Source organism: Methanocalculus sp. MC3 (assembly GCF_054767395.1).
Genome location: NZ_BAABMP010000002.1, coordinates 506,688 through 522,440 on the forward strand (window position 1 = coordinate 506,688; position 15,753 = coordinate 522,440).

Consider the following 15,753-nt stretch of genomic DNA (forward strand, 5'->3'; position numbering starts at 1 on the left):
GTCTTACCATCTCTGCATGAGCAGATCCTTCTTCAGTGATCCCGATCATTTTCACTTTTTTGGGCCCGCATTTGATCTCACCAATGATCATCTCACTTCTGACGAGAAGAAAAGACTGATCGGGATCATCGCTGAAACCTTTGAAGAGTATCCCGATTGCCGCGAAGTCACCCTTGCCCTGTCATCACTCTATGAGTCCATCGGGGATCATAGGTCAGCGTACAGCATATTGATTGATGATTACTTCTTTAGTGACTCTTCCCTCTGCATGATACGAAAGGCACTTGTCGATCGTTCACGGGATGGAGAGTATGATGAAAAATTATTAGCAAACCTTACGAAACGGCATGACGATCCACAGTTAATGCGACGGCTATATGCCTTCCTTGGTTTTACTCTCATGAAAGATGATGAGGGAGCAAAAGAGCTATGGCATAATCTGCTGGAGGAAACATTATTTCGTCCACCTTCCGGAACAGACGATATTCTGGACCATCCCTATAGGTATTCTGTATTCCATAATCTATCATTCCGGGAGCAGATTGAAGGTATCAGATACCTTCTTCGAGCAGGAATCTCTGATAATCTGGAGGTAGAAATCGTCAGTTTTACCGAAGCCATACCATCGTACCTCAAAAATCTCCTCTCATTGATCATGCTCTTCAGATCTGATACTGAAGATGCGGATATACGGGATCCACTCACTGTGGTGATTGCTGCTGCTTTTGGGAGTGTCGAGATAATTGATGGCTTTCTTGCGGACGTTGAAAAGAGGCTGGATGATATATTTGTGGAATATATCGATGTACAGAGAGAGGAGGCAATTTCAATTGGTGAGGAGGCATTTGCCCTCATTCACCTCCTCAACTGGGCCGATGATCCAATCCTGCATGAAGAAGGGGTCCTTGATGAGTTTGAGAGACTCATGCAGAGTAAAAACTCCAGTGTCCTCATTATTGCAGATTGGATTATTCACGGGATTCCTGATGAGAGATTAAAAGATCTACCCCCGGAATATCAAACCGGTTATTTCCTGAAGAGAGCTGAGCTCCTCGAAGATTATTATGAGGATGAACGTGATGATGAAAATACCTCTTTAGAAGAGCTAGATGAGAGGGTACCTGATGAGATACTTGCACTGAGCCCCGAAGAAGTGATTGAACTGGGTAATATTGAACTCTTTTTCTCCTATCTCAGGGATCATATCAGTGATGGCAATTATCTCGACATGAGCGGAACCTTCATTGAACTGGGTCTCGATCTTAGCCGGATGGACGAAGTGTTCGACCAAAAATCTTTGTTTATGGAATATAAATGTAAACAGGCACTGACGATTATCGAGTCATACCTCTTTGTCCAGGACAGGAATTACAAGCGAGCAGAGGCGCACATACATCAAGGTGAGATGGATCCGGACGAGGCTGACCTCTTCCTGGCAAGGATCTATCTTCAGACAGAATCTCCGAAGAAGGCAGTTGAAATCTGTGAGAAGCTTCTGAAAAAGAAGCGTATAGGGGTTGACCCCTATACTCTCCTGATTCAGGCATACAAGGCAGCAGGTAGTGAGAAGAAGGCACTAAAAGCCGAAAGGGCAATAAGAAGACATGAGTAGAAAAGGCTTTTTGTATTGAGAGGTGGTGGGGGAATGCATCACTCTCATCACCCGCCAGGTCGATGCAGAAAGGATTCAGTTATCCGGCAGAGTCATACCCCCTGGCTTTTCCTCTGTAAGCAGCCAGTACCAGAGGGGCAGGTAGCGGATCGTTTTACCAGATAGTATCTCCTCATCAAATAAATCCGAGGTCAGTATAAGCGCATCAGATGCCCCAAAGTGGGTCATTGCAGAGAGAAGCCCCTTTATTTCCCTTTCTCGTGTCGATGGATCAGAGAGGTCGATTGATACCTGGATTAATTCAAACGATTTCAGATCTGACTTCAGAACAAAATCCACTTCAAGTCCTTTTTCATCCTGCCAGTAATAGATATCATGGCCTGTTCGGTAAAGCTGGATGAAGACCAGATTCTCAAACAGCCGCCCGATATCCTCAGAGAACCGAAATGAAACTGCGTTCATCATACCTGGATCGATACAATAGAGTTTTCTCGGTTTATTCATCTGTTTTTTGAGCGAGTCATCATAGTGCCTGATGGAAAAGAGCAGAAATGCATCCTCAAGATAGGAGAGATAATTGATTATTGCATCGGTGCTGATCGTTTGAAATCCTGAGAAGAGCTTTCTCAGTGAATTATAGGTATGAGGCTTTGCCACATTGGATATACAAAAGATAGCCAGTTCCTTGAAAAGAGCAGGGTTCCTCACCCCATGCCGGGTCACGATATCCCGAAAGATGATATCATCAAAATATGATTGGAGCAGGAGGGTTTCATCTGCCGAGGGATAGAGAATAACCTCCGGGAATCCTCCGCGAATGAGATATTCATGAAATAACCTCTTTATATCAGATCTCTTCTCTGAATAGGGCAGTGTTTTCAGATCAACAGGGATGTTATGGTACTCTACACACTCGCTGAAACTGAAAGGATACATCCTGGTTAAAAGGTGCCTTCCGGTGAGGCGGTTTGCGACCTCTTCAGAGAGGAGTGATGCATTCGATCCACTTATAATGATCTTGAGGTTTCTTTTTCTATCATATATGCCCTTGATCCACAGTTCCCATCCAGGAAAATTCTGTATTTCATCAAGAAAAAAGTATAACCTCTCATCATCTCCACAAGGATAAAGTTCCCTGAAAGTGTCGATTAATCGGTCAAGCTCATCTCCATTCAGAGGCTGTAGCCTGTCATCATCGATATTGAGATAGAGTATTCTGGATTTGGGAACACCATTATTGATCAGCTCCTCAATCTGTTGAAACATGAAATATGTCTTTCCGCATCGCCTCACGCCAATGATATCATTGATATGAGGGAGTTCAAGCTGTATGCTGGATCGCCGGCGATATAGCTTCGGAAGATCCCTCTCCTGCCACTCAATGATCGCAGCCTTCAGTTTGCCAACGGTATCCATGATCTAGAGTTGACATATGTATTCATATACCTATCGTCTATAAACGATAAAAAATCGGAATTTTATCGTATGTAGACGACAGACCTGGGGGATGAGCATTAAGTCATACCACGTACCAGACTCCCAGATAGGACATATAAAGAAATGAAACTGATTTTAAAAGCAGATGATGCTGATATGGGGATTCGAACCCCAGTCGTCGGCGTGAAAGGCCGACATGATTGGCCACTACACTATATCAGCCATGCAACAAAAGTGCTATACAAGGTAGACCTCTGGAAATAAAAAGATATTGATATACCTCTCTCCAGCAGACTGCTTTTTCTCTATTCTGATACTCAAATCAGACCGGAGTGCCTTCGGTCTCGGTGATGGTTTTGAACGCGGCCATGATCTGTTTGGTGATGGGGCCGGGCCGCCCGCTGCCGATTGCCCTTCCATCAACTTTCACGATCGGGGCAATCTCAGCAGCAGTTCCGGTAACGATCATCTCGTCTGCGGTATAGAGATCAAAGAACCCAAGCTCTATCACTTTCAACTGGATGCCAAGTTTCTCTGCAATCTCAATGAGGACATCCCGGGTGATTCCTTTCAGGTTCGTCAGGGTATGAGGAGCATAGATGATCCCATTCTTAACCAGGAAGATATTATCGCCGGATCCCTCTGATATCCTGCCCTGTGCATCGAAGAAGATTGCCTCATCCCCGCCCTTGTAGTTTGCCTCAATCTTGGCGAGGATATTATTGAGATAGTTCAGGCTCTTCACATTGGGTGGGAGGGCATCCGGTGCATTCCTTCGTATGGCAACAGTGACGGCAGTCAGACCCTTTTCATAGAGATCACCGTACATTGCACCCCATTCCATTGCAATACAGACAATAGTTGGTTTTGGACAGTGGCGGGGATCAAGTCCCATCGTACCGGCTCCACGGCTGACGATCGGGCGGATATATCCGTTCTTAACCCCGTTTCTCCTGACCGTCTCGATGATAATTTCGGCAAATTCGTCTTTTGAGACAGGCACAGCCATATCGATCATTTTGGCAGAGTCATAGAGCCGGTCGATATGTTCCTTTAAACGGAATATCCGTCCATTATAGCTGCGTATCCCTTCAAAAACACCATCACCATAGAGGAAACCATGGTCAAAGACCGAAACCTTCGCCTCCCCTTCAGGAAAGAATTTTCCATCGATGTATATTTCCATGTAAGAGTATTGGAAAGAGGATCAATGTATTAGTTTTGCTTCGTACCTGATCCGCAGCAACACTCAAGAAATGTCCCAATCATATCAGCACTTGCAACAGGGTGGAGATGGGCATAGCTGCCAACCGAATTATTCACAAGAATTCCGTCATTTCCAGAAGTGATCCCCTTCCCGCGTGAAAGCCTGAATGCATACTGTTGATCGGAGTCCATCAGGATCTCACTATAATGGAACTCATGACCCCGAAATACCGCTCTTCCAAGGGGACCGGCAAGCGATTCTCCTTCAACGTATCCAAGCACCCGTCCTGAAGGAATCAGGGTTATTCCCGGAAAAATACCACACATCTCATGAGTGGATGACGTTTCCTGCTCCTGCCATCCTGCCTTTTTGGTGATCGATCTGGTGAGGTACATCAGACCGCCGCATTCCGCATAGAACGGGATGCCATTCTCCGAAGCACCCGCTATTGCATTCCGCATTCCGGTATTTTCTTCCAGTGCTTCAGTATAGAGTTCCGGATAGCCGCCGCCGATTATGTAGCCATCAGCACTGGGGAGGCGATCATGTATCGGAGAGAAGAAGACGAGGTCTGCTCCGCGTGCGCGGAGGAGATCAAAGAGATCCGCATAATAAAAGGTGAAGGCCTCATCATAGGCGATGCCAATCGTAAGATCCATTTCATTGTGTGGATGAAATGCCGGATGAGGGGTTCCGGGGTGGAGAGGTTCCTCTGCAATCTTCAGGAGGGCATCAATATCGATAAACTCCTCGATAACACGGGTAATTGTCAGGATTCGATCCTGAAATGCGCTGTCCTCACTCCCTTCCCGAAAGGGAACGAGGCCGAGGTGCCGCATTGCAAGCTCCATCTCCGGCATATTCGGGACTGCCCCGATGACAGGTATTCCGCAGAAGTGCTCGATTGCACCTTTGGCCTTCTCAAGGTGTCTTCCCCCCGACACATTGTTTAAGATCACACCTTTGATCCGCACATCCGGATCAAAGCTCTGAAATCCCCTGACAATCGCAGCGGCACTCCGGGTAATACTCTTTGCATTGATGACAAGGATTGTATTGACACCAAGCGTCTTTGCAATCGATGCAGTGCTCCCGGTATCTCCAAGGACTTCAGATCCTTCATAGAGCCCCCGCACACCTTCAATGACGCCGATATCAGCACCTGCTGCGGCATGCGAGTAGATACCCCGGAGACCCTCTGCATCAAGGACATAGCTATCGAGATTTCTGCATGGCCGTCCGGTGACACCGGTCAGGTATGATGGATCGATGTAATCCATCCCCACCTTGTAGGTCTGAACTGGCATTCTTTTCGCGAGGATTGCGGAGATTGCAAGCGTGATACTCGTCTTTCCGCAACCCGAGCGGTCACCAGAGATCAGGAGGGTACGCATTTCATGCTCCTGAGCACCGCTCCAAATTCACTCTCCACAATTGAACGGACACCCAGGGTCTTTGGATGGAGATCAATCTCCACCAGTACATGCTGATGGCCGAGTTCGCGGAGTGGTGCTACCTGCCGGGGGCCGTTTGTAATCGAGAAGACGGTGATTCCTTCAGTATATTCTGCCGGGACTGCATGGGGAACACCCACGATAAAGAGAAAGTCAGGCTTCTTCTCCCGGATCAGGCGACCCAGATCATCTCCAAGAGCTCCATATTCATCAAGAGAGCCGAGTATCGAGAGCGGGAGACCTCGTTTCTCTGCTTCAGTACGGATCCGCTCTGCATCGCCCCTGACTTTCGGAAGACCGCGATCTTCGAGATTTGCATAATAGATGATATCCGCATCCGGTGCCGCTTCATGGAGCGCACAGAGTTCATCCATAAACATGTATGCCGTCTCCTTCTTGGCATTCATGATTGCCATCCCTTTCTTCCCACCGCATGCACAATCCAGGAGAGCCTGTGCGGCGATATGTTTCAGATCCCCACGCTCAGGCTCTATGTACTTCCGGGATGCCGCACCACGAAGCCGCTCAACTTCATTTGCCTTTGCGAGAAGATGGCGCTGCCGTGCCAGTTCATCTTCGCTGATCCAGCCCACCCTTGCAGCCGGTTCAAGGGCGGCGATTACCCCGTCGATATTCTCGGAAAAACCTGCATGGATATCTACTGAGATTGCCGGAGTGGTAATACCCGAGGAGTCAATTGCAGCCTGCATATCCTCCCCGATGATCATCGAGACACAGGTCCCGATAACCGCGATTCTCCCAGGCGAGAATGTCTTCTCGGCATATCTGAGAACATCCTCAAGGAGCTGCTGCCCCCCGAAGATAAACTCGTTATCTGCAAGGGATGTGGTGATCACCCGGAGCCCGTCCTCTTCAAGAAGGCGGGCATGTTTGAACGAACACCCTGACGGACCATGGAGTATCGCGACATCGACTCCGAGATCACGGGCGGTATACAGGGCGGCTACAATGGAACTTGGGCGTGGCTGAATGTACTGCATAGTGGTTTTATCTCCATGTTTTTACTGCCAGAAGAAGGATTGTTCCCGGCGTGCGGGGTGCATGACGTCGTGCTTCTTCAAGTGAAGAGGCGACAGTGGCATCGGAATGGCAGGATACAATCCCGGCATCGGGATTCATGACTACAAGCGTTAGTATATCGGGATTGATATCCTTTATCGCTCGTTTGATATCGGATTCTGCAAAATTTTCACAGACCGCATGCTGATCCTGCCCTATGATAAGATGGAGCGGGGCGTCCGGCTGTATCCGGCGTGCATAGGCTGCTGCCTCAATGGTTGTGTCTGCCGTCGTCCCACTGTTTGAGGCATCAACGATCAGGCATCCATTCTCTCTCCCGGTCTGCATTCTGCCGGGAAGAGCTTCAAAAGAGGAGAGAGGCGAGGGATTAATTCCAAGAAGGCAGGCTGCAGCAGCGGCCGTCATTAGTGGTATGCGGTATCCCTTCAGTGAGAGGAGCGGATGATCAAATGATCCGCTGATCCCGTTATACTCATACTGAATCGAAGAGCCATCATATGAGACGATCTCTCCAACAGTATGCTGATCCGGATGGTGATCCAATGATATGCCATCGGGAAGAAGGACCCGCATGCACGTCTTTAATGATTCGCATTTTGCAGCAAGGGCTGATTTCTGCCCACCAGCGATTTTGTAATCATCTGCCGAGGTAAGTATCCCAAGATCTCCTCTCCCCGGAACACCAAGAGAACACTCACCTATCAGCCAGCCATGAATGGAATGAGCCAATCCGGCAGGGGAGATAAGACTGGCTGGAGTGATACTCGTTCGGCCAAGCATCTCTTGTTCGGGATAGCGAAGGGTTCCTCTTGAGGTATGCAGGATACCGGCGCCAGACATCAGGTGGGCAAGTGCATAGGCTGTTGTCGTCTTTCCGACAGCTCCGGTGATCTCGATCAGAGGATCTGGCAGATCAGATCCGATCAGCATTCCTGCTGCCTGGTGGTGGGTGATCAACGGCATCCCTGCATGGAGCAGGGGGTACGCAGGATCAAGATGAACCGGGGCAATACAGCAGGAATATGTTGTTGCCATTACTTTTTCCGGAGTGATGCCTTCACTGCCCCGGTATACATCCACAGAATCGACGGAATATCCCTGCTCGCGGAGGGCGGAGGCGATCACTCCTCCGCCATGAATAGTATCGAGCGCGAGCAGGCGCATAGATCGATCAGAGGTGATCGCGGATGGCATTCTCCGCATTCTTCAGCATCAGTTCGGCAAGGAGCGGGTCACCGCCGATCGGATCGGCATACACGAGTGGGAGATCTTTCCCGTTCAGCTTCACAACTCCCCTCTTCTTTCCTTCTTCAAGACCAAGGATACCCGGGATATCCTTGAGGATATGAACACCCTTTGCGAGGAAGAGCGGAACAACAACGAGAAGATCGATATCCTCCTGTGAGAACGACTGTATTGACTCCTCTACAGAGGGTTCATTCATGCTCATAAACCCTGCCTTGACGATATAGCCATTATTCTTCGCGGCGATGAGAGCGGCGGTGCTCTCGACAAGTTCCTTGTTGTGCGGGAGTTTGCTCCCATGTCCAACCAGTAGTAAGCCTTTCTTAGCCATTATACTAGAGTTGTACAATTATAGGTAAAAAGTATTATCGATTCGGTTTGAGAGAGGGAGATCCAAACTACTATCCCTTATCATTTCTAATTATAGTGAATCTATGATGGAGGCATACGAACGGTTTGAGCTGCTGATGAACCAGCAGATCGTCAGGACACCCATTGCACTGGCATCCATGGCCGGAATGGTGGATGCTGCTTATGCACTTGAGCGGGGTGGGCATATCGGTGCTGCGTTCCTTGGGGGTTTCTCCATCGATGAAGAGACGGTGCTCGCAAGCCATGATCTTGCCGAAGCCGGGAGAGCCGAGTTCTTCTTCCCAGATCCTATTGAAGGGATCCGGGCAGAAGTCTTGAAGCTGAAGGGATCAGACATTGTGCCCGGCATCAATCTCCGGGGGTCCTCGGTTGCATCGTTTGAAGTACTCGCTGATGAGCTTGGGGATATCGCAGTTTATGAAATAGATGCACACTGCCGCCAGTTGCCGATGATCAAGGCAGGTGCAGGCGAGCATCTGCTCACCCACCACCATGATCTCTGTTCGATTGTAAAAGCCTTAAAAAAATTTGATATCTGCGTCTCGGTGAAGCTTCGTACCGGACACACTGACGAGCGGGCACTGGCAAAAACACTCTGGAAAGCCGGTGCTGATATCATTCATATTGACTTGATGGACGAAGGGTACCAGAAGATCCGCCAGATCAGAAACTCCTGCCCCCTTCAGATAATTGCAAATAACTCAATGCACTCATATGACCGGGTGATGGAGCAGTTCTCCCATGGTGCGGATCTCGTCTCTGTTGCGCGGAAAGCCGATCTCCATACCCTGAAAGGGCTGGATGCTGCGATCCGACGATATGCCGATGAAACCGGATGGTATAACGCACCAAAGCAGCTCTGCCGGGGAGGTGATCTCAGGGCTCTTGCATTCTGCTGTATGCCGGTGAAGGAGTGCCCCCTGCTCCCGGTTCTGAAAGGAATCGACATGGGACGGGAATCGTATGTCCACTTAAAACAACAATCTGTTTTGAATACGCCTCTTCAGGAGGGGGCACACACCTGTTTTGGGAGCCTTGCCTGGTGCTGTAAAACCTCAACCCCCTGTATGTTCCGCGACATGACACTTAAGAATCTGAATATCCAGAAGACAGACTATATGAAGTATAAACGGAGACTTGCCGAGAAGATAATGGAGGAGATCTTCCATGAAGTGCCCGCCGACATCCCGTGCTGAGCTTGCACAGCTCGCAATGATGCTTGAGGTGACGGCATATCCAAAGCCGGGGAATGTCGACCGCTGCCATGATTATGAAGATACCCGGCTCGAACATTTTCTTGCATCTGTGATCGCCTGCCGCCACACACTTGATGCAGTCGAGGGGGGAAAACTCGATATCGGTGAGGGGATCTATGATGCAGTCGTCAGGACCAATTGCCATTCAGGCGGCAACACCCATTTTGGAGCATTTATTCTTCTTCTGCCGCTTATCGCCGGAGGAGATATTCCGGGCGCTCTCCGGCTGATCAAGGAGACGACGGTTGACGATGCTGTCCTCTTCTATCGTGCATTTGCAGAGACACAAGTCCGGGTGATCGAGTCTGACGGGCTGGATGTAAATGATCCCGAGTCGATTGAGCAGATCAAAAAAGACGGAATGACCCTCCTTGATGTGATGGCATATTCTGCACCAAAAGACATGATCTGCCGTGAATGGGTGGAAGGCTACACTCTGACCAGAAGATTTGCAGACCGGCTCCATGATACAGGCGGCGGTGCACAGGCGATCAGTCCTCTTTTCATCCGCCTGATGGCAGAGGAGATGGATACCTTCATCGCCAAGAAGTTCAATGCAACAATTGCTGAGGAGGCGATGGCGATGGCACAGGAGGTTCAGGCGGGGCGGCGGACGGTTACCTCAATGGATGAGGAGTGTATCCGCCGCGGTATCAATCCAGGATCGCTTGCGGACATCACCATCGCCGGGATCTATCTCGCACTCACCGAGGGATGGCAATGGGACAGATAAACAATAATTCCCCGGATGAAACCACCCGAAAGGAGATCATTATCCAAGATAGCGTTCTTCAGGAGGGCATCAACGAGGTGATCGGCACCACCCACATGAATGCCGCACCAATGGGCGTCATCCTCAGGGGCAGGCGCTACACCCTCGCCCTTTTTAAAGGGAGCCATACTGCTGAAAATATCATCAGGGACGGCTGGTTTGTCGCAAACCTGATCCATGATCCGGTGATCTATGTCGAGTCTGCATTCGGTGATCTCCCTGAAGCTGCCTTCGCAACCGAAGAGATCGACGGCACTCCGATGCACCGCCTCGCCACAGCCGAGGCATGGGTTGCCTTCAGGGCAGAGGTGATCGGCGAGAGCGGCGAGGCATACAGCATCCTCCTCACACCACTTCAGGAAGAGGTGATCGTCCGCTCCATCTATCCGGTGAACCGGGGCTTCAACGCGATCATCGAGGCGGCGGTGCACACCACCCGGTATATCATGAACCACGATCCAAAACTGGAATGGCTGATCCGGCATCACCTGACGCTTGCGAGGAAATGCGGCGGTGAGCGGGAGAAGGAAGCGGCGGGGATGGTTGAGGGGTTGATCAGGGAGTTCGTTGTGGAAGAATCTATCTAGAAGAGAGAGTATGTATAGTCTATAGAGCGATCTATGAAGAGGATAGGTTCCGATCTATTCGCATTATGACCGGGAGAAAAGTCATGACATTCAGGAATTACCGTATTATGCTCCGTAAAGAACCCGAAGGCGGTTTCACGGTCACTGTTCCAACCCTGCCAGGCTGTATTACCTTTGGCGAAACGATAGATGAGGCAATAGAGATGGCAAAAGAAGCAATAGAACTCTATATTGAGCATCTTCTGGAGAAGGGAGAGGAGGTTCCAACAGATGGTGGGCTCCTCGAATATACCGTAACAATAGATGCATATGCCTAAGCTACCGGCTCTCACCCCGCAAAAGGTAATGAAAATTATCCAGAAGAGAGGGTTTTTGCTGGATCGAGTCAAGGGAAGCCATCACATCTTTTTCCACCCTGAAACAAAACGCAGAGTCATTATTCCTTTTCATAAACGCGAACTTCCAGTCGGCACTCTGATAGAGATTCTGAAACAGGCTGGGATTAAACGCGATGAGATAGAAGAGCTGCCGTAAAGCCTCTTTGAGTTCAAGATGGGAGATGAGAAGGTTATGGCCAAGCATTTGACAATACCCCTTCTGATCAGGAAAGGTTTCACGCCTCCTCAAAAAGTGGTCAGGAGAAGACGGCTTTCTCACTGTTGAAGGATCTGGTTCGAGGACGATGTATCAACTGAGAAGAGTGTTATAATCATCTTATCAATGGTAAGATACACATCACAAAATAAAAGCCAATATGACGATTAATATCTCAATAAAAAGCAATTATTTCTCTTTCATGACATCTTAACAGTGTCTATCATTGATAAGATGTGTTGGCTCATTTGCTAAGCGGCATCTTATTCCCGACATTCGGCAGCTAAATTTTCACGCATAATATTTTTCCACTCCCTGCCCGAACAGCCGCGTTATATCCTGTAATTCGTCTGTATAATTGAGAATACGGCACTCAACCCCTGTATCAGTCACTTCTTCGATCTGCCGAACCCGCCTGAACAGATGATAGATCCGTTTCGTTGTTGGTTTCGCCGTCTGTTTCTTGACATCACGGATTGTCTTCTTCTGCTCCCTGAGGATCTCCCGGATCTGCCACTGGGTCACCGTGTATACCATCAGACTAAGGACCATCAGCATTGAGACTGCGGCTATTCTATTCGGGTTTTTCAGAAAGATCTCAGAGATATGGAAACTGTTATCCTTCAAAAACCGGAATCCGCGTTCAACGGCACCCTGCTCCTTATACCAGTCAAGAAGTGTGTCAGGATCCAAATCACAATCGTTTGTGGCGAGAATGAACCGCCCAAGCCGCTCTTTCTCCCGCCGTATCTCTTCATCATTCAACATCAGCTTACAAGAGATGAGGAAGACCTCCTTCAGTTCCTCTCCATTCTTTGGCCGACCCTTTTTCCCATTCGCACGATGGTTCTTCTTCGTCACCTGAATGTTTACTGGAACGTAGCGAGGGTGTCTTCTCATCCATCGATCAAGTTCTGCACGTGCATCTGGTTCACACGCATATTCATGCTGAAATGTCATTTTCAGAGCGGTTAAATCTTTTTTCCATTGTTTTTTGATTCGTGATGCAAATGTCTTTTCAGATTTGGTCTGCTGGTCACGGGAATGGTACAGCACCCATTTCTGGGGGATCCCGGCATACTCAGAAGTGAGTTCATACAAGTGATACCGCTCATCGGTACAGGGTTGCCAGGGAACGTCTTCCTGGTGAATGAGTGTTTTTGCCTCCTTGATCGTGTTTGGGACATGAGAGATCCAGTAACACTGTGTTCCCAGGGTTTGGAGGTTTAATTTCGTATAAAACGCTGAATCTGCGATATGGTAGATTCGTTGATCGGTCACCAGATTATTCCGGACAGCCTGAATTGACCTGAGAAGGGATTTCTTATCCGAGGCATTCCCGGAGAGGGGTTCCATGAAGACGGGAATGCCATGCTGGTTGGTGACCAGGGTTATGACGAATTGGTTGAGATCGTTTCGGTGATCTTTGGAGTGGCCACGGACAATCTGAATCAGCCGTGTCCCAAAATCGCTGTCATATTCTCCCGTTACCTTAAACGAGCTTGTATCATGATGAAGTCGGGGAGAATCCTGAGGTTTGGGTGGCTCAGAGGTGAGTTTTTTCATCATGGTGAGGCTGATTGCAGTGAAAAGGTGGGTAGGATTAAACCGTGCAATTGCATCCAGCGTCTCACCAAAGAGGGATTCATTGAGATGATCCGGATGGATTCCTGGACCAAGGAGCCGTTCTGTTGCAATATCATCGAAGTAATCCGGCATGATATAGAGCCGCCGCTCCACAAAGCCGAGAGAGTTGAGGAGAAGTGCTTTGACAGCGGTGCCATGGGAGACGATATGATGCCGTTTCTTGGGTATGAGTTCGTCAATGAGATCGCCAATCCCAAGCGAGTCATACACACCGGCAACGAGCCCAAGATGGGATATGGTGACATTCGAGCCATCTACAAGAGCCATAGTGGAACAATTGAATATTAAACATGTACTATCATATAAAACTATGTACGCAAATGTTTGATAGTTTGATTTTTACTGCCGAAGACCGGTTATTCCAACCATTCAGGCTTTAACATCGAAACTCAAGGGACGTCTCTCCTACTTATCAAAACTATCACCGCCTCGCCACAGCCGAGGCCTGGGTTGCCTCCAGGGCAGAAGTGATCGGCGAGAGCAGCGAGGCATACAGCATCCTCCTCACACCACTTCGGGAAGAGGTGCTGGCTCGCTCCATCCATCCGGTGAACCGGGGCTTCAAAAGCGATCATCGAGGCGGCAGTGCACGCAACCCGGTATGTCATGAACCACGATCCCGAGCTGGAATGGCTGATCCGGCATCACCTGGCGCTTGCACGGAAATGCGGGGGCGAGCGGGAGAAGGAAGCGGCGGGGATGGTTGAGGGGTTCTTAAAATAGAAAAGGGGGTGTTGGGTTAGAACTGCTTATCGAAGATGACTTGAGATGTGCCATCCAAAAATGTACCCGTAATAACAACTCGTTCCCCTGATGCTAATTCAATAGTATCAATTTCACCTACTTTTGGTTCTTCACCATTATATGTATCATCTCCAGGGCTAGTTACATTCCAATAAGCAATATTCTTTAGATCAGCACCACCCTGCCAAGTGATATCAGCATGTGATGTGTTAGTTTGCACAACCGTCACACCAACAATCTTCGCACCCTGGACGCCGCCCACGAGCCCGAAGACAAACGCTGCAATGACTGCAGCAAGGATCACCGTGATGGCGACCATCAGGATAACACCGATAACCGGTGATACCGCATCGTCATTTCTCTTCATAGACATAATCATTCACCTCACATCACCGGAGAGCCATTTTGGATTTCCGGTGTGTATGATGAGTCAATGGGAGATGAACTATATAAATACTGTGTCACCAGGTGCAAAGAGAAAGAAAAACCATTCGGCTACGGGAGGAAGAAATATTATTTCCTTAGAGGCCCATGAATGATTATTTATTTCCTCGCCCAGTACCGGATCTCACCATCAATCTCCTCAGAGACCCAGTCCGGGAGGAGCCCGGCAAGGAGCCCCCGCAGGTAGGCGCCGGCAATCAGAGGGGTACATAAGGGGTGATCGGCCGGAATCATGAAATCAGTCCGGATAGTAATCTGGGTATTGCCCTTCCGCTCATAGGGAACTCCGATCGTGATCAAGAAGCTCTCGACAATCGTCAGGATATCCTCTGGCTGCACCCGCTCACGGAACCCCTCGCCATGCTTCTGCCCGAGCAAGTAGGTATGCCGGGTGACCGCCTCGCGGATATCAGGGGATGGATCTTCGGCAAGACGGGCAAGGAGGGGATCGGCGATCCGGTTCTTTCCAAAGAACCTGGAGGTCTTGCTGATCGTCCAGTCACGTGCAAACGAAGATCCAAAACCCATCCCAAAAACCTCTATCCCGGCTCCAACGGCTCCTTATCTCTATCTCTATCCCCATTCCTATCTGACAACACCGGTGATCATGCACCCGATTCCTGCAATCTGGAAGAGACGGGCGATCACAATCGACCCGTACGAGATGGCCGTCTCTCCCTGCACAATCGCCACAATATCCGAGAAGACGATGCCAATCACGAGCAGGAACAAACCCAGGTTAAAGAGGAGGAGCGTTCTATCCTTCACACGCTTATAGCTGAGGTACACAAGCACATTCAATGCCGCACCCATCAGGAGGGTGATGATCGCAAGTAATCCATGAAGTAATTCAAAAGCCATGCCAATCACCCAAACAGAACGCCTTAACCAACATATGTCTGCTCCTTGATCTTCTTCACTGCCAGAATGGTATTTACCTCTCGAACCCCGGGATGTGCCTGGAGCGGCTGAATGAGATCGTTTTTAAGCTCCGAAATATCTGATGTCACCGCTTTTATCAGGTAGTCGTTTGGCTCAAGCACCTCAAAGACCTCCCGCACAATCTGTTTCCCTGCGAGATAGGTAATGAGATCTCCTGCGGAATCGGGATCAACCTTGATCGAGAGGAAGGATACCAGCCGGCGGGGGAAGAACTCGGGATTGACCGCAATCGTAAACCGCTCGATCACGCCTTCCTGCTTCATCCGCTCGATCCGCTTAAATACCGTCGAGGGGGCAATGGAGAGCCGCTTCCCAAGGTCCGCCAGCGGTATTTTGGCATCCCCCATCAGCGCGTCAAGGATGGCATGATCGGTTGCATCCATTATAGTGATGATGGTT

19 protein-coding genes and 1 tRNA gene are annotated in these 15,753 nt (G+C 49.3%); 7 read left to right on the forward strand and 13 right to left on the reverse strand.

Annotation, left to right across the window (positions count from 1 at the left end; all coding sequences use genetic code 11):
• Positions 1 to 16 precede the first annotated feature (16 nt).
• On the forward strand, positions 17 to 1,612 hold the full coding sequence (locus ACYUBO_RS06240) for a tetratricopeptide repeat protein (protein WP_460373141.1): 1,596 nt from the start codon (positions 17 to 19) through the stop codon (positions 1,610 to 1,612).
• 75 nt (positions 1,613 to 1,687) lie between these two features.
• Here the strand turns inward: ACYUBO_RS06240 and ACYUBO_RS06245 are convergent, their stop codons facing one another.
• The 7 genes from ACYUBO_RS06245 to cfbA all read right to left on the reverse strand — a co-directional run bounded on the left by ACYUBO_RS06245 (position 1,688) and on the right by cfbA (position 8,327).
• Positions 1,688 to 3,028, reverse strand: a complete 1,341-nt coding sequence (locus ACYUBO_RS06245; protein WP_460373142.1) for an ATP-binding protein — start codon at positions 3,026 to 3,028, stop codon at positions 1,688 to 1,690.
• 170 nt (positions 3,029 to 3,198) lie between these two features.
• Positions 3,199 to 3,271 (reverse strand) — tRNA-Glu (locus ACYUBO_RS06250).
• Between the two features lie 100 nt (positions 3,272 to 3,371).
• On the reverse strand, positions 3,372 to 4,235 hold the full coding sequence (gene ilvE, locus ACYUBO_RS06255) for a branched-chain-amino-acid transaminase (RefSeq protein WP_460373143.1): 864 nt from the start codon (positions 4,233 to 4,235) through the stop codon (positions 3,372 to 3,374).
• A 29-nt stretch (positions 4,236 to 4,264) separates the two neighbouring features.
• Complete coding sequence (gene cfbB, locus ACYUBO_RS06260; protein WP_460373144.1) at positions 4,265 to 5,650, reverse strand: Ni-sirohydrochlorin a,c-diamide synthase; 1,386 nt, start codon at positions 5,648 to 5,650, stop codon at positions 4,265 to 4,267.
• Positions 5,635 to 6,711: a Ni-sirohydrochlorin a,c-diamide reductive cyclase catalytic subunit gene (gene cfbD / locus ACYUBO_RS06265; RefSeq protein ID WP_460373145.1), complete on the reverse strand. Its 1,077-nt coding sequence runs from the start codon at positions 6,709 to 6,711 to the stop codon at positions 5,635 to 5,637. The genes cfbB and cfbD overlap by 16 nt, the downstream gene beginning before the upstream one ends.
• A 7-nt stretch (positions 6,712 to 6,718) precedes the next feature.
• Entirely contained in the window at positions 6,719 to 7,945 is a 1,227-nt protein-coding gene (gene cfbE / locus ACYUBO_RS06270) for a coenzyme F430 synthase (protein WP_460373146.1), read from the reverse strand.
• Complete coding sequence (cfbA, locus tag ACYUBO_RS06275) at positions 7,923 to 8,327, reverse strand: sirohydrochlorin nickelochelatase (RefSeq protein WP_460373147.1); 405 nt, start codon at positions 8,325 to 8,327, stop codon at positions 7,923 to 7,925. Before cfbA ends, cfbE begins: the two co-directional genes overlap by 23 nt.
• 103 nt (positions 8,328 to 8,430) lie before the next feature.
• On the opposite strand from cfbA, the gene ACYUBO_RS06280 reads away from it, so the two are divergent.
• From ACYUBO_RS06280 to ACYUBO_RS06300, 5 genes are all read left to right on the forward strand, one after another.
• Positions 8,431 to 9,564 carry a methanogenesis marker 9 domain-containing protein gene (locus ACYUBO_RS06280; RefSeq protein ID WP_460373148.1) on the forward strand — a complete coding sequence of 378 codons (1,134 nt, stop codon included), beginning with the start codon at positions 8,431 to 8,433 and terminating at the stop codon, positions 9,562 to 9,564.
• On the forward strand, positions 9,536 to 10,357 hold the full coding sequence (locus ACYUBO_RS06285) for a triphosphoribosyl-dephospho-CoA synthase (protein WP_460373149.1): 822 nt from the start codon (positions 9,536 to 9,538) through the stop codon (positions 10,355 to 10,357). The genes ACYUBO_RS06280 and ACYUBO_RS06285 overlap by 29 nt, the downstream gene beginning before the upstream one ends.
• Entirely contained in the window at positions 10,345 to 10,983 is a 639-nt protein-coding gene (locus tag ACYUBO_RS06290) for a DUF447 domain-containing protein (protein WP_460373150.1), read from the forward strand. The genes ACYUBO_RS06285 and ACYUBO_RS06290 overlap by 13 nt, the downstream gene beginning before the upstream one ends.
• An 83-nt stretch (positions 10,984 to 11,066) precedes the next feature.
• Positions 11,067 to 11,300, forward strand: a complete 234-nt coding sequence (locus ACYUBO_RS06295) for a type II toxin-antitoxin system HicB family antitoxin (protein WP_460373151.1) — start codon at positions 11,067 to 11,069, stop codon at positions 11,298 to 11,300.
• A gap of 28 nt (positions 11,301 to 11,328) precedes the next feature.
• Positions 11,329 to 11,517, forward strand: coding sequence for a type II toxin-antitoxin system HicA family toxin (locus tag ACYUBO_RS06300; RefSeq protein ID WP_460373152.1), 189 nt, complete (start codon positions 11,329 to 11,331; stop codon positions 11,515 to 11,517).
• 351 nt (positions 11,518 to 11,868) lie between these two features.
• On the opposite strand, the gene ACYUBO_RS06305 is transcribed toward ACYUBO_RS06300, so the two are convergent.
• A complete protein-coding gene (locus ACYUBO_RS06305) occupies positions 11,869 to 13,491 on the reverse strand; it encodes an IS1634 family transposase (RefSeq protein WP_460372697.1) in 1,623 nt (540 codons plus the stop codon).
• A gap of 122 nt (positions 13,492 to 13,613) precedes the next feature.
• Complete coding sequence (locus ACYUBO_RS06310) at positions 13,614 to 13,832, reverse strand: hypothetical protein (protein WP_460373153.1); 219 nt, start codon at positions 13,830 to 13,832, stop codon at positions 13,614 to 13,616.
• Here ACYUBO_RS06310 and ACYUBO_RS06315 point away from each other — a divergent pair.
• Positions 13,831 to 13,947: a DUF447 family spectrin-like domain-containing protein gene (locus tag ACYUBO_RS06315; RefSeq protein ID WP_460373154.1), complete on the forward strand. Its 117-nt coding sequence runs from the start codon at positions 13,831 to 13,833 to the stop codon at positions 13,945 to 13,947. The two genes, ACYUBO_RS06310 and ACYUBO_RS06315, sit on opposite strands and share 2 nt — an antisense overlap.
• Positions 13,948 to 13,963: 16 nt before the next feature.
• On the opposite strand, the gene ACYUBO_RS06320 is transcribed toward ACYUBO_RS06315, so the two are convergent.
• From ACYUBO_RS06320 to ACYUBO_RS06335, 4 genes are all read right to left on the reverse strand, one after another.
• Positions 13,964 to 14,335 (reverse strand): type IV pilin domain-containing protein, encoded by a 372-nt coding sequence (locus ACYUBO_RS06320; RefSeq protein WP_460373155.1) that lies wholly within the window; start codon positions 14,333 to 14,335, stop codon positions 13,964 to 13,966.
• A gap of 176 nt (positions 14,336 to 14,511) precedes the next feature.
• On the reverse strand, positions 14,512 to 14,940 hold the full coding sequence (locus ACYUBO_RS06325; RefSeq protein WP_460373156.1) for a hypothetical protein: 429 nt from the start codon (positions 14,938 to 14,940) through the stop codon (positions 14,512 to 14,514).
• A 57-nt stretch (positions 14,941 to 14,997) separates the two neighbouring features.
• On the reverse strand, positions 14,998 to 15,273 hold the full coding sequence (locus ACYUBO_RS06330) for a hypothetical protein (RefSeq protein WP_460373157.1): 276 nt from the start codon (positions 15,271 to 15,273) through the stop codon (positions 14,998 to 15,000).
• A gap of 23 nt (positions 15,274 to 15,296) precedes the next feature.
• Complete coding sequence (locus ACYUBO_RS06335) at positions 15,297 to 15,737, reverse strand: Lrp/AsnC family transcriptional regulator (protein ID WP_300331035.1); 441 nt, start codon at positions 15,735 to 15,737, stop codon at positions 15,297 to 15,299.
• Positions 15,738 to 15,753: the final 16 nt, after the last annotated feature.

Excerpts from the sequence above, each read along its gene's own strand:
- ACYUBO_RS06295 (WP_460373151.1), top strand. The coding sequence starts at position 11,067 with ATGACATTCAGGAATTACCGTATTATGCTCCGTAAAGAACCCGAAGGC.
- ACYUBO_RS06285 (WP_460373149.1), top strand. The coding sequence starts at position 9,536 with ATGAAGTGCCCGCCGACATCCCGTGCTGAGCTTGCACAGCTCGCAATG.
- ACYUBO_RS06330 (WP_460373157.1), bottom strand. The coding sequence starts at position 15,273 with ATGGCTTTTGAATTACTTCATGGATTACTTGCGATCATCACCCTCCTG.
- ACYUBO_RS06315 (WP_460373154.1), top strand. The coding sequence starts at position 13,831 with ATGAACCACGATCCCGAGCTGGAATGGCTGATCCGGCATCACCTGGCG.
- ACYUBO_RS06325 (WP_460373156.1), bottom strand. The coding sequence starts at position 14,940 with ATGGGTTTTGGATCTTCGTTTGCACGTGACTGGACGATCAGCAAGACC.
- ilvE (WP_460373143.1), bottom strand. The coding sequence starts at position 4,235 with ATGGAAATATACATCGATGGAAAATTCTTTCCTGAAGGGGAGGCGAAG.
- cfbA (WP_460373147.1), bottom strand. The coding sequence starts at position 8,327 with ATGGCTAAGAAAGGCTTACTACTGGTTGGACATGGGAGCAAACTCCCG.
- ACYUBO_RS06310 (WP_460373153.1), bottom strand. The coding sequence starts at position 13,832 with ATGACATACCGGGTTGCGTGCACTGCCGCCTCGATGATCGCTTTTGAA.
- cfbB (WP_460373144.1), bottom strand. The coding sequence starts at position 5,650 with ATGCGTACCCTCCTGATCTCTGGTGACCGCTCGGGTTGCGGAAAGACG.
- ACYUBO_RS06245 (WP_460373142.1), bottom strand. The coding sequence starts at position 3,028 with ATGGATACCGTTGGCAAACTGAAGGCTGCGATCATTGAGTGGCAGGAG.
- ACYUBO_RS06335 (WP_300331035.1), bottom strand. The coding sequence starts at position 15,737 with ATGGATGCAACCGATCATGCCATCCTTGACGCGCTGATGGGGGATGCC.
- ACYUBO_RS06320 (WP_460373155.1), bottom strand. The coding sequence starts at position 14,335 with ATGAAGAGAAATGACGATGCGGTATCACCGGTTATCGGTGTTATCCTG.
- ACYUBO_RS06240 (WP_460373141.1), top strand. The coding sequence starts at position 17 with ATGAGCAGATCCTTCTTCAGTGATCCCGATCATTTTCACTTTTTTGGG.
- ACYUBO_RS06290 (WP_460373150.1), top strand. The coding sequence starts at position 10,345 with ATGGGACAGATAAACAATAATTCCCCGGATGAAACCACCCGAAAGGAG.
- cfbD (WP_460373145.1), bottom strand. The coding sequence starts at position 6,711 with ATGCAGTACATTCAGCCACGCCCAAGTTCCATTGTAGCCGCCCTGTAT.
- ACYUBO_RS06300 (WP_460373152.1), top strand. The coding sequence starts at position 11,329 with ATGAAAATTATCCAGAAGAGAGGGTTTTTGCTGGATCGAGTCAAGGGA.
- ACYUBO_RS06305 (WP_460372697.1), bottom strand. The coding sequence starts at position 13,491 with ATGGCTCTTGTAGATGGCTCGAATGTCACCATATCCCATCTTGGGCTC.
- cfbE (WP_460373146.1), bottom strand. The coding sequence starts at position 7,945 with ATGCCATCCGCGATCACCTCTGATCGATCTATGCGCCTGCTCGCGCTC.
- ACYUBO_RS06280 (WP_460373148.1), top strand. The coding sequence starts at position 8,431 with ATGATGGAGGCATACGAACGGTTTGAGCTGCTGATGAACCAGCAGATC.